The sequence below is a fragment of the Pseudaeromonas sp. HNCC25DJ180 genome (genome assembly GCF_055413345.1).
Map to the genome: position 1 here is coordinate 182,383 of NZ_JBVAYF010000006.1, position 13,108 is coordinate 195,490.

At 60.6% G+C, this 13,108-nt stretch carries 8 protein-coding genes; 2 read left to right on the forward strand and 6 right to left on the reverse strand.

The features are described 5' to 3' along the window. Nucleotides 1-138: 138 nt before the first annotated feature. The 3 genes from ACZYTD_RS07520 to ACZYTD_RS07530 are packed head-to-tail and all read right to left on the reverse strand — an operon-like array spanning nucleotide 139 to nucleotide 5,865. A complete protein-coding gene (locus ACZYTD_RS07520) occupies nucleotides 139-1,515 on the reverse strand; it encodes an efflux transporter outer membrane subunit (protein ID WP_463890844.1) in 1,377 nt (458 codons plus the stop codon). Next, complete coding sequence (locus ACZYTD_RS07525; RefSeq protein WP_463890846.1) at nucleotides 1,508-4,666, reverse strand: efflux RND transporter permease subunit; 3,159 nt, start codon at nucleotides 4,664-4,666, stop codon at nucleotides 1,508-1,510. Before ACZYTD_RS07525 ends, ACZYTD_RS07520 begins: the two co-directional genes overlap by 8 nt. A gap of 17 nt (nucleotides 4,667-4,683) precedes the next feature. Further along, entirely contained in the window at nucleotides 4,684-5,865 is a 1,182-nt protein-coding gene (locus tag ACZYTD_RS07530; protein ID WP_463890848.1) for an efflux RND transporter periplasmic adaptor subunit, read from the reverse strand. 150 nt (nucleotides 5,866-6,015) lie between these two features. Between ACZYTD_RS07530 and ACZYTD_RS07535 the strand changes: the two genes are divergently transcribed. Next, the gene (locus ACZYTD_RS07535) at nucleotides 6,016-6,642 is read left to right on the forward strand and encodes a TetR family transcriptional regulator (protein WP_463890850.1); all 627 of its coding nucleotides are present in this window, start codon (nucleotides 6,016-6,018) and stop codon (nucleotides 6,640-6,642) included. Nucleotides 6,643-6,704: 62 nt separating this feature from the next. On the opposite strand, the gene uvrD is transcribed toward ACZYTD_RS07535, so the two are convergent. Then, nucleotides 6,705-8,897: a DNA helicase II gene (uvrD, locus tag ACZYTD_RS07540; RefSeq protein WP_463890853.1), complete on the reverse strand. Its 2,193-nt coding sequence runs from the start codon at nucleotides 8,895-8,897 to the stop codon at nucleotides 6,705-6,707. A 177-nt stretch (nucleotides 8,898-9,074) separates the two neighbouring features. On the opposite strand from uvrD, the gene ACZYTD_RS07545 reads away from it, so the two are divergent. Continuing rightward, complete coding sequence (locus ACZYTD_RS07545) at nucleotides 9,075-10,694, forward strand: sensor domain-containing diguanylate cyclase (protein WP_463890855.1); 1,620 nt, start codon at nucleotides 9,075-9,077, stop codon at nucleotides 10,692-10,694. Between the two features lie 127 nt (nucleotides 10,695-10,821). Here ACZYTD_RS07545 and traF read toward each other — a convergent pair whose 3' ends face one another. After that, nucleotides 10,822-12,081, reverse strand: coding sequence for a conjugal transfer protein TraF (traF, locus tag ACZYTD_RS07550; protein ID WP_463890856.1), 1,260 nt, complete (start codon nucleotides 12,079-12,081; stop codon nucleotides 10,822-10,824). Between the two features lie 245 nt (nucleotides 12,082-12,326). Beyond that, nucleotides 12,327-13,034 (reverse strand): HAD-IA family hydrolase, encoded by a 708-nt coding sequence (locus ACZYTD_RS07555; protein ID WP_463890858.1) that lies wholly within the window; start codon nucleotides 13,032-13,034, stop codon nucleotides 12,327-12,329. Nucleotides 13,035-13,108 lie beyond the last annotated feature (74 nt).

A 13,108-nucleotide genomic window follows, 5' to 3' on the forward strand; every position in this document is an offset into this window, starting at 1 on the left:
CGGGGTTAGGAGGTTGGATATCTGGAATGGCGGATCAGGGGCGCAAAACGAAAAGAGTAACTATCTGATTTATTGAAAAATTTGCGCCAGCGCTGAGTTGCCTCAGACACTGGCGCAATAGAGGGCACGATTAGCGGCTTACTCCTGCCAGCCTCCGCCTATGGCCTTATAGAGGTTGACCTCGTTGCCGAGCAGGGCGAGGCGGGTGGCGATCAGGCTCTGCTGGGCGCTGAACAGGGAGCGCTGGGCGTCGAGGCGGGTCAGGTAGCTGTCCACCCCTTGCTGGTAGCGTTTCTCGGCCAGATCGAAGTAACGCTGGTTGGCCTCCACCAGGGCTTGCTGGGCGGCAAGCTGCTGCTGATAGCTCTGCTGGGCCACCAGACCATCGGCCACTTCGCGAAAGGCGCTCTGGATACTCTGTTCGTAGCTGGCCACCGCTTTCTTGGCCTCGATCTCGGCCACATCCAGATCGGCGGTGCGTTTACCGCCATCGAAGATGGGCAGGCTCAGCTTGGGCATAAACAGCCAGGTGCCGTTGCCACTGTCAAACAGCGAGCTCAGCTCGTTGCTGGCGCTGCCGGCGGTGGCGGTGAGGGTGATGGTGGGGAAGAAGGCGGCCCGCGCCGCGCCGATATTGGCGTTGGCGGCCTTGAGGCTATGCTCGGCGGCCAGCACATCGGGCCGCTGTTGCAGCAGGCTCGATGGCGCCCCCACCGGAACGGGGGTGAGGGCCACGTCGTCGAGCGCTCGGGTCTGCTGCAGCCCGGCAGGCAGGTTGCCGCCTATCAGCAGCATCAGGGCGTTCTTGTCCTGGGCCACCTGACGCTGGTATTGGGCCTGGCTGACCCTGGCGCTCTCCAGTGTGGTCTTGCCCTGGGCCAGCTCCATATCGGAGGCGGCGCCCAGATTGAACTTCTTGCTGGTCAGCTCGTAGCTCTCCTGCTCGGTCTGCAGGGTCTGCTGGCTCAGGGTCAGCAGATCCTGATCCGCCAGCAGGGTCAGGTAGGCGTTGGCCACCGAGGCCACCAGGGCGATATGGGTGCTGCGCTGGCTCTCCTGCTGGGCCAGATAGTTCTCCAGAGCCTGATCCTTAAGGCTCTGGATGCGGCCGAAGAAATCCAGTTCATAGGCGGTGATGCCCACATTGGCGGCATATTGGGAGCCAATCTGCTCGCGGCCGCTGCCATTGATATCTCCGGCCGTCTGCTGACGGCTGCCGGAGCCATCGACGCCGACGGTGGGCAGTTGGGCCGCCCGCTGGATGCGGTATCTGGCCTCGTAGCTCTGCACATTCAGCGCCGCGATACGCAGATCCCGGTTATTGCTCAGCGCCAGGGTAATGAGTTGCTGCAGCTGGGGATCGCTAAAGGTGCCCTTCCAGCCACGGGTGGTGGTGACATCAGTGCTGGCCTGCCAGCTGGCGCCAGCCGGTGTGGCCGGGCGCTGGTAGTCGGGGGCCAGGGAACAGCCGCCCAGCAGCAGGCCCAGGGTCACGGCCAATAGACGCTTAGTCATGATGATGGGTCTCCAATTGGCTGTGGTGCGTAGCTCGTTCTTCGCGGTGCTTATGTTTGGTGAAGTAGTGCATCACCAGCACGAAGAAGAGGGGCACGAAGAAGATGGCCAGTACGGTGGCACTCACCATGCCGCCGATGACGCCGGTGCCGATGGCGATACGGCTGCTGGCACCGGCGCCCGAACTGGTGGCCAGCGGCAGCACGCCAAGGATAAAGGCCAGCGAGGTCATGAGGATGGGGCGCAGACGCAGGCGCGCCGCTTCCACCACCGACTCGGTGAGCCCCTTGCCCTGCTCATAGAGCTCCTTGGCAAACTCGACGATCAAGATGGCGTTCTTGGCCGAGAGGCCTATGGTGGTCAGCAGCCCCACCTGGAAGTAGACGTCATTCTCCAAGCCGCGTAGCACGGTGGCCAGTACGGCGCCCAAGACCCCCAGCGGGACTACCAGCATGACGGAGAAGGGGACGCTCCAGCTCTCATACAGCGCCGCCAGCGACAGGAACACCACCAGCAAGGAGATGGCATACAGGGCCGGAGCCTGGGAACCCGCCTGCCGCTCCTGGAAGGAGAGGCCGGTCCACTCTATGCCGATGCCATCCGGCAGGGTCTTGACGATCTGCTCGATGGCGGCCATGGCCTCACCGGTACTCTTGCCTGGGGCTGCCTCGCCGACGATTTCCATGGCCGGTACGCCGTTATAGCGCTCCAGACGCGGTGAGCCGAAGCTCCAGTCTGTGCTGGCAAAGGCCGAGAAGGGGACCATGGTGCCGGCGCTGTTGCGCACATACCAGCGGTTCAGATCTTCGGGGTTCATGCGGAAGGGAGCATCGGCCTGCAGATAGACCTTCTTCACCCGGTTACGGTCGATAAAGTCATCCACATAGGATGAACCCCAGGCGGTGGAGAGGGTGCTGTTGATGTCGCTGATGGAGAGTCCCTGGGCCATCGCCTTTTCGTAGTCGATCTTCACATTGAACTGGGGCGCATCTTCCATGCCGTTGGGGCGGACCCGCACCAGATTGGGGTTCTGGGCGGCCATGCCTAGCAGCTGGTTACGCGCCGCCATCAGTTGCTCGTGGCCCACACCGCCGCGATCCTGCAAGAAGAAGTCAAAACCGGTGGCCGTACCCAGCTCCGGAATGGCGGGGAGGTTGAAGGCGAAGACCTGGGCCTCCTTGATGCTGAACAGGAAGCCCATGGCGCGGCCTATGATGGCATTGGCGCTATGCTCGGCCCCTTTGCGTTCATCCCAGTGCTTGAGCTTGATAAAGGCCATGCCGCTGTTCTGACCGCGACCGGCGAAGCTAAAGCCCGCCACCGTCAGTACCGACTCCACATTCTCCTTCTCGTTTTGCAAGAAGTAGTCGCGCATCTGGGCCAGTACCTTCTCGGTACGCTCCTTGGTGGCGCCAACCGGCAGCTGCACCATGGACATCAATACCCCCTGATCCTCTTCCGGCACAAAGGAGGTGGGCAGGCGCATAAAGAGCACGCCCAGTACCGCCACCAGTACCAGATAGATGAGGCCATAACGCACGCCGCGTTTGACCACCTTGCGCACGCCGCTTTGATAGCGGTTGGCACTGGCATCAAAGGCCCGGTTAAACCAGCCGAAGAAGCCGCGCTTGGCACCAAACTCGCCATGTTTGACGGGTTTGAGCAAGGTGGCGCACAGGGCGGGTGTCAGGATCAGGGCCACCATGACAGAGAGCACCATGGCCGAGACGATAGTCAGGGAGAACTGGCGATAGATGGCACCGGTGGAGCCGCCGAAGAAGGCCATGGGCACAAAGACCGCCGAGAGCACCAGGGCTATCCCCACCAGGGCGCCGGTGATCTGATCCATGGACTTGCGGGTGGCCTCCAGTGGCGAGAGACCCTCCTCGCTCATCAGTCGCTCCACGTTCTCCACCACCACTATGGCGTCATCCACCAAGAGGCCTATGGCCAGCACCATGCCGAACATGGTCAGGGTGTTGATGGAGAAGCCAAACGCCGCCATCACGCCGAAGGTGCCCAGCAGTACCACGGGCACGGCAATGGTGGGGATCAGGGTGGCGCGGAAGTTCTGCAAGAAGAGGTACATGACGCAGAAGACCAGGATCACGGCCTCGAACAGCGTCTGCACCACCTCCTCGATGGAGATCTGCACAAAGGGGGTGGTGTCGTAGGGGTAGACCACCTTCATATTGCTGGGGAAGTAGGGGGAGAGCGAGTCGATCTTGGCCTTCACCTTCTCGGCGGTATCCAGCGCGTTGGCGCCGGTGGCCAGCTTGATGGCGAAGGCGGCAGTGGCCTGACCGTTGTACTTGGCCTCGGCGTCGAAGTTCTCGCCCGCCAGCTCGATGCGTGCCACATCCTTGAGGCGGATCTTGGATCCATCCTGATTCACCCGCAGCAGCACATTACCGAACTGCTCGGGGGTGGAGAGGCGGCTTTGTCCCATGATGGTGGCAGTAAATTGCTGATCGCTGACCGATGGTGTGCCGCCGAGCTTGCCCAGGGCTATCTGGGCGTTCTGGGCCTTGATGGCGGTCTGGATATCGGCGGGGGTCAGTTGATAGCTGTTGAGCTTGTTGGGATCCAGCCAGACGCGCATGGCGTACTGGCTACCGAACAGCTGGATCTCGCCCACGCCATCGAGGCGGCTCAGGGGTTCCTTGATATTGGCCACCACATAGTCGGCCAGATCGTCGTTACCCATGCTGCCATCGGTGGAGATGAAGCTCACCACCATCAAAAAGCTGCTGGAGGTCTTCTGTACCTTGATCCCCTGCTGCTGCACGATTTGCGGCAGCTGGGTGGTGGCTTGTTGCAGCTTGTTCTGCACCTGCACCTGGGCGATATCCGGATTGGTGCCCGGCATGAAGGTGAGGGAGACAGAGACGTTACCGGCCGAGTCACTCTGGGAGGACATGTAGAGCAGGTGATCCAGCCCCGTCATATTCTGCTCTATGATCTGGGTCACCGAGTCTTCTACCGTCTTGGCAGAGGCACCCGGGTAGCTGGCAGAGATGGCCACGGCAGGGGGGGCTATGGTCGGGTACTGGGAGATCGGCAGCTTCATGATGGACAAGCCACCGGCAAGCATGATCACCAGCGCGATAACCCAGGCGAAGATGGGTCTGTCTATGAAAAATCTGGCCATGAGGCGCTTACTCCGTCTTACTTGTTAGCGGGTGGTTGCTGGGAGGCGGGGGCGGCGCTGCCCTGTTCGCTGGCTTTCACCACGGCACCGGGTTTGACCTTCTGCAGACCGGCGACTATGACCCTGTCTCCGGCGGCCAGACCGGACTCTACCAGCCAGCTATCCTTGACCACGCGGCTCACCTGTACGGTGCGCGCTTCCACCTTTTGTTCGGCATTGACCAGCAACACGCTGGCGCCACCATTGGGGGTGCGGCTTACGGCGGTCTGCGGTACCAGCAGGCCGTTGCTGCGTTCCCCCTCCTGCAGTTGGGCGCGCATGAAGAGCCCAGGCATCAGCAGTTTGTCAGGGTTGGGCACCAGCACCCGCAGGTTGACCATGCCGGTGGTTTCATCCACGGTCACATCGGAGAACTGCAGGGTTCCTGCATGAGGATAGTCGCTGCCATCTTCCAGCCGGAAGTGGACCAGAGCGGCTTTTTGCCGGTTGGTCTCCAGCTTGCCACTGGCCAGCTGTTGCTTCAGGCGCAGCAGATCGGCGGCTGATTGGTGCACATCCACATAGATGGGATCCAGCTGTTGAATGGTGGTGAGGTTATTGGCCTGCTGGGCGGTGACCAGCGCCCCTTCGGTGACGGCTGACTTGCCGATGCGACCGGAGATGGGGGCGGTGACCCGGGTGTAGGCCAGATTGATCTTCGCACTCTTGAGGCTGGCCTTGGCGGCGGCAATCTCGGCCTGCTGCTGCTTCCAGCTGGCCTGGGCATCATCATAATCCTGACGGCTGATGGCCTTGACCTTCACCAGTTCGGCATAACGCTGGGCCTTCAGCCGCGCGCTCAGTTCATTGGCCTCGGCCTTGGCCAGGGCGGCATCGGCACTGGCCACCGTCGCCTCGTAGCTGGCGGGATCGATCTGGTAGAGCAGTTGCCCTGCCTTTACATCGCTACCTTCGGTAAAGTAACGCTTCAATATGATGCCGCTGACCTGGGGGCGCACTTCGGCGATGCGCAGGGCCGAGGTGCGACCGGTCAGCTCTGTGGTGAGCTGCAGCGGCGCGGATTTCAGGGTGACCACATCCACGGCGGCGGGCGGCATGGCGCCACCGGCGGCACCGGGTTTCTCCTCACCACAGGCGGTAAGCAGGAGGCTCGCCAGCAAGGCAAAGCCAATAGAGTAAGTACGCGTATGTTTATGCATGGGAACCCGAGCCTCTTTCAGCCGATGGACTGTCTGTTATTTGCATGGTGATCACTTAAAATTGGCGTATCGCCACTCGCATGGCAATATACATACAGTCATGAATGTATGTAAGCGATTTTTACACTCTTTAACCCAATTGGATTGGATATGGCCAGAAGAACCAAGGAAGAGGCACAAGCCACTCGCAGCACCATAATGAGTATGGCTCTGGAGTTGTTTTGTCGACAGGGATTGGCGCGCACCAGTCTGACGGATATTGCCAAGGCGGCAGGGGTGACTCGCGGCGCCATCTACTGGCATTTCAAGGACAAGGAGGAGCTGTTCGCCGCGCTGTGGCAGGAGCTTTGTCTCCCCCTCTCTCATCTAGTGGCCGCCAGCATAGATAGCGAAGAGGCCGATCCTCTGGGTAAGCTGCAACTCTTCCTGGTCACTGTGCTGCGCAGTGTCGCCGGCTCTCAGGTGCATCAGCAGATGTTCACCATACTGTTCAACCTGGGCGCCCAGAGTTCAGAGCTGCTGAAACTGCACGCCCAGATGACCCAGCTTCACACTGAGTATCTGGCCGATCTGAGCCAGGCCCTGCAAAACGCCATCCGCCGCGGCCAGCTACCCAGTGAGATCAACTTGCAGCGTGCCGTCACCCTGCTGCACTGCAGCCTGGATGGCTTCATCCTCAAGTGGTTACACTACCCCAACGCCTTCGATCTGGAGCAGGAGGCCGAACCGCTGGTAGCCAGCCTGATCTATACCCTGAAACACGGTCTGGCGCCTTGAGCGCGAGCCGCTAGCGGGGGGCATCAGCCCCCCATGCCCGTCACGCCGGGAGGCGAACGCGGTTAGAGCGCCTGCAACCGGGCGTAGGCGACCACCAGCCACTTGCTGCCCAACTCACCGAAGTTCACCTGGATCCGGCTCTGGGGCCCCACCCCCTCGTAGTTGAGCACAGTCCCTTCACCAAACTTGCTGTGCAACACCCGCTGCCCCAGGCGAAAGCCTGTGCTTTCGAAGCTCTCTTGGGAAAACTCGGCATTGAAGCGGTTGCTCTTGGCCACCGGCTGGGCCCAGCTCACCTGGGTGCGCAACCGCACCTCCTCCAGGCAGTCGCTGGGCAGCTCCTTGAGGAAGCGGCTGGGCTTGTGGTACACCTCCTTGCCGTAGAGGCGCCGACTCTCGGCATGGGTGATGTAGAGCTTGCGCATGGCCCGGGTCATACCCACATAACAGAGGCGCCGCTCCTCTTCCAGGCGCCCGCTCTCCTCGCTGGATTGCTGGCTGGGGAACATGCCCTCCTCCACCCCCACCATGCAGACCAGGGGGAACTCCAACCCCTTGGCACTGTGCAGTGTCATCAACTGCACCGCCACCTCGAATTCGTCCGCTTGCGACTCCCCGGCCTCCAGGGCCGCATGGGCCACAAAGGCGGTGAGCGGGCTCATGTCGCTCATCTCCTCGGAGGGCTGGAACAGACGCGTGGCGTTGACCAGCTCCTCCAGGTTCTCGATCCGCGACTGTCCCTTCTCGCTCTTCTCCGCCTCGTAGAGGGTCCAGAGGCCGCTCTGGCGGATCACCCTGTCGACTCGCAAATGCAGCGGCAACTCGTTGGTGTCGCTCTCCAACCGATTGACCAGATTCAGAAATTGACTGACCGAACTGGCGGCCCGTCCGGCTAGCACCTTCTGCTCACACAGCTCCCAAGCCGCCTGCCACAGATTGAGCCCCCGCTCCCGGGCGGCCTCGCGGATGAGCCCCAGGGTGCGATCACCTATGCCCCGGGTCGGCGTGTTGACCACCCGCTCGAAGGAGGCATCGTCGCCCCGGTTGCCCAGCAGACGCAGATAGGCCATGGCATCCTTGATCTCCTGCCGCTCGAAGAAGCGCAGCCCCCCATAGATGCGATAGGGCAGGCGCTCCTGCATCAGCGCCTCTTCCAATATCCGGGACTGGGCGTTGCTGCGGTAGAGGATGGCGCAATCGGAGAGCACGCCCCCCTGCTCCCGCCAGGCCTTGAGGCGCCCCACCACAAAACGCGCCTCGTCTATCTCGTTATAGGCGGCATAGATGGAGATGGGCTCACCCTCGACGCCCTCGGTCCAGAGCTCCTTGCCCAAGCGCTCGGCGTTGTTGGCAATCAACTGGTTGGAGGCGCGCAATATGGTGGCGGTGGAGCGGTAGTTCTGCTCCAGACGTATGGTGCGCGCACCCGGGTAGTCACTCAGGAAGCGGCTGATGTTCTCTACCTTGGCGCCGCGCCAACCGTAGATGGATTGGTCATCGTCCCCGACTATCATGACCCGGCTCAGGTTACCGGCCAGCATGCGGATCCAGGCGTACTGGATGGCGTTGGTATCCTGGAATTCGTCCACCAGAATGTGGCGGAAGCGTTGCTGGTAGTGCTGCAAGATATGGGGCTTGTGCAGCCAGAGTTCATGGGCCCGCAGCAGCAGCTCGGCAAAGTCCACCAGACCGGCCCGATCGCAGGTCTCCTGATAGAGCTGGTAGAGTTTGAGATAGGTGCGCGCCGTAACATCACCGAAGGGTTCGATATCTTTGGGGCGCAGCCCATCATCCTTCTTGTTGTTGATGTAGCCCATCACGGAGCGGGGCGTCCACTGCTTCTCGTCGAGACTCAGGGAACGAACCACCCGCTTGATGAGGCGCAGCTGATCGTCACTATCCAGGATCTGAAAATCCTGGGGCAGCCCGGCATCCAGGTGATGGGCCCGCAGCAGGCGGTGGGCGATACCGTGGAAAGTGCCAATCCACATGCCGCCGTTGCCATAGCCCAGATGGCCCCCCAGCAACTTCTCAATGCGCCCGCGCATCTCGGCGGCCGCCTTGTTGGTGAAGGTAACCGCCAGGATGGAGAAGGGGGAAGCCTGCTCCACCCCCAGCAGCCAGGCGAGGCGATGGACGAGCACCCGGGTCTTGCCTGAGCCGGCTCCCGCCAGCACCAACAGGTTTTCCAGCGGGGCGGCGACCGCCTCCCGTTGCCGGTCATTGAGACCATCGAGCAGGGTTTCCACGTCCATCACGACTCCTGAGAATATGTACAGTACTCTTAGTATACATGGCTCATGCCATCAGGCCGAGCCATACCCACACAATTCCGCGTCCAGCGCTGGGCCAATACAGGTAACACTTGAAACCTACCGGATCCGCCGTTGGCTCCTATACTCAAGAGACAGAACCCAGACAGCGGAGGCCGGGTGAGACAAAAACGCACTGTGCTCATGTTGCTGCTAACCCTGAGTGCCTCACTCTACCTACTGCTGCTCGGCCTGCAGAACAGCATGCATCAACTGACGAACGAGGCCAATCAACAATCCCAGCAGATCACCCAAACCCTGCGCCAGAGTGTGATGGCGCTGGAGGGGGTAGCCCAGATTGCCAATCAATTCTATCTACAACAGTGGCAGAGCCCGCTCCCGCTGTTGCATGAGCTGGAGCTGGATAAATCACAGCTCAGCTACACCCAGGATCTGCCCCCGCTCACGCCGCGCGGCAACCTCACAGGTGAAGGGGATTATCGCCAGGATGCCAGCCTGCGCCGGGAGCTGACCATGGCCGTGATGCTAAACCCCTACCTGGCCAAGGTCGCGGCCGACATGCCAGAGGTGCGCGAGATCTACTACACCTCGGTGCGACACTTCAGCAACCGCTATCCATGGCGCCCCTCGGCTTTGGCCCGCTTCCACCCCAGCCAACTACAACACCTGGCCTTCCTGCAGGGGTTACCCAAGTACAACCCGCAACGGCTCACCTACTGGAGCCCGGTCTATGAGGCGGCGAACAGCCAGGAGAAGATAGTGACACTCTCCGCCCCCATCTATGAGCAAAATAGCTTTCGCGGTGTGCTCTCCCTGGATATTGCCATTCGAGCCCTACACTCCATGCTCCTCCGGCAACAGCCTGCCCACAGTGAGGTATTGCTACTGGATCAGGGCAACCAGATAGTCGCCACCACCCTGAGCCCCTCCCCTATGCTGTCACCACCCAGTGATCTGCAGAGCCTGCTGCCGGCCAGTCTGCATAACCCCGGCATACGCCTGCAGGATCTGCAAGCCCGGGAACCTCATCTTATCGGCAGCTACTATCTCTATCGCGCACCGGTACAGGGCACCCAATGGCAGCTCTACTATCTGCTCCCCCTGCATATGGCCCTGTGGTCAGCCCTGCAACTGGCGACCCCAGTGCTGCTGGTGGGCTTGCTGCTGATGGTAGCGCTGCGGGAGAATCAACGCCGGAAACGCAGTGAAGAGCAGCTGCAGGCCATGGTACTGCAGTTGCAGGTGAGCCGTCGCACCCTGGAGCAGGAGTCCAAGACTGACCCCCTGACCCACCTCTACAATCGACGAGGCATGCTAGAGCTGCTGACTCGCGAGATGACCCGCAGCAAGCGTTATAACCGTCCCTGCTCCCTCATCATGTGTGACATCGACTTCTTCAAGAAGATCAATGACCACTATGGCCACGATGGCGGGGATCAGTGCCTGATCGCTCTGGCCCAGCTACTGCAGCAACAGTTGCGGACTCAGGATGCCATGAGCCGCTGGGGCGGCGAGGAGTTTCTCATCATGCTACCTGAGACCAACCAGCAACAGGCCATGGTGGTCGCCGACAAGCTGCGGCAATCTGTGGCTCAGACGCCCTTCCATTACCGCAACCAGCGCATCGCCCTCTCCATCACGGCCGGCGTGGCCGAGTTCGACACCCGCAGCGGCCTGGAGGCCAGCATAGAGCGCGCCGACCGCGCCCTCTATCAGGGCAAACAAAATGGCCGCAACCGCTGCATCGCCGCCATGCAGTTGGTCTCGGAGTGGGAGTAGCCAGGCCAAGCACAAGCCAAACAGTGAGGCCACCCGCAGGTGGCCTCTCTGTTAACATTCAACGCTGGGGTTATTACCGCAAGGCATTGCGCCCAATTTTACTAAGGAGAGTATCGTCTCTCCGCTACTAAAAGGTAAAGCTGCTCTGCAGTACACCGCCGAACTCGTTGTTACCGGCATAGATACCGGCCAAGTCCAAATGGAACATTTCAAACGGTGCCAGACCAAAGCCCGCGGTAAAGGCATCGTCCAGATTACTCTGCAGGTCATGGCGATAGCCGGTACGCAGTTGCAACCAGCCCAGCACATCCCACTCCAGACCCAGAGCGGCAGGCTGTAGATCATCGTGATCCGCATGGTAGGTGGCATGGGTGCCGGTCAGGGAGGTAAAGCGCTTCTGGGCCAACAGATCCACGTCACCGGTCAACAGCACGCCAGCCAAGTGGTAAGAGAGCGAGGCCGTGGGAATAGGGCTCAGCTGATAGGTGCTCTGCACCAAGCCAATCTTGGGGGCATCCAACTCCTGCTTGATCAGGTTCTTGATGGCCAGACCGCTGCTCCAGCCATTGCTCCAGTTAGCCGCCAAACCCGCATCCAGGTTGAAGGTATTCTTCTTGTTCTCGTACTGACTGTCGGTCATATCCCCCAGATCGCTGTCTGAGGCATTAGCCACATAGTTGTAGACCTTGAGCGTCTGCAGCTTAGGAGTCACCCCCACAGACCAGGTCATCTCCCCATCCTGGAACGATTTCGCCAGGCTAAAGCCCAGATCGCTCACCGCCGCCGCCATGCCGATCACTTGTGAGTTCATGGCCTCTTCGCTGCGGGGCACAGTCAGAGTCACCCCCTTGTAGTCATAGGTGGTGAAGTCATCCATCGAGACATCGGTGAAAGCCTGAGCATCCGCATAGCCATTGAGAAACAGCGCACCAGAGAGGGCACTGAAGGGCAGAGCGACCGCGGCTCCAGCCCCCGCGCGGGCATAGCCTGTGGCGCCACTTAACTGTTGCAGCTCGGCCGTCGCCTGGGCATTGGCACTCTCCAGCCGTTGCTTGTTAGCCTGGCTCTGGTTGGCACCATATGCATCGTAAGCGGCGGTAAACTCATCATAGGTAGTATTGAAGTCATCCACCTGATTGCGCAGGTCATCTTTGTCAAACACCTCGGCACCGACGACCGGCAACAACAACCCCACCTGATCGCTATCGTCCGAGAGCGCCAGCAGCGCCGGGTTGTAGAAGGGGGCACTCAGGTAGTTGGCACTGGAGACCCCTGCTCCACCCATGGCATCCTGCCGGGCGTTGAAGGCATAGGGACCCGCCAACACAGAGCCGCTCACCAAAGAGCCCAGAGCCACACAGAGGGTAAGCTTACGCAGTTTAAGCATCCATTTTATCCTTAAAAAAGAAGCCGCATCTGCGGCAAATGTGGCTCATGACCAACAGGCAAGCCGTTAGAGCATGTGATCCCAGTGGCACACTCACTCGCAGCCATTCTGTATAGCGCTCATGACAGTGATGAGAAAAGCATTATCTCTGTTAAGAATCGTAAACAAAAAGCGCAAAGTCACAGAAAGCAACTGTCAACTCAGCGCTTAACTAGATAAGAAGAGCGGGGTAGTGACAGCGGGAACTAGAGCAGGGTCAGCAGTTGCTCCAGGCGGGTGAGCATCACATCGGGGAGTATGGTGAGCTTGCGCCAATCTTGGCCCACATCATTGAGCCAGGCGCTGCGGTAACCATTGTGGATGGCACCGGCCACATCGGTGAGCACATCGTCACCGACATGCAGTATCTGCTGGGGGGGAAGTTGCAGGCGGCGGGCCATATCGGTGAACAAATCCGGGGCCGGTTTCATGCGAAAGCCGCCCCCCGCCTTGAGCACATGCTGGAACTGGCCCTCCAGACCGAGACGCTCCACCAGCACATTGCCGTTGGTGATCACCACCAGCGGGTACTTCTGCGCCAGCGCCGAGAGCACCCGTCGGGTGATCTCCGGCACGGCCACCTGCGAGCGCACTTCAAGAAAATGGGCGAAGACGTTTTCCGCCTCCCGCTTGGCCTCCGCCTTTTTCATGCCTCCGGCCATCAGCCCCTGCTGCAACAGCACCCGGCGACAGAGCGAGACATCATCGACTAGGGCGGGCTGCTCCTGCTGCAAACGCAGCTTGAGCCTGTGCCACCAGGCTCTGTCATACATGGCGGTCTGCAGGTAGGTGTCGCGCATATAGGCGACCATCCACTGCTCGGCGCGCTCGATCACGGGGCGATTATCGTAGAGGGTGTCATCCAGATCGAAGCTGATGGCGCGAATACCGCTCAGGCGGCGAAAGAATTCCATGTGCAACACACCTCATAGAGAGCCTCCCCTCATGGTAGCGGGTTTGCATGGAAAAGGGAGTCGATTATTCAAAC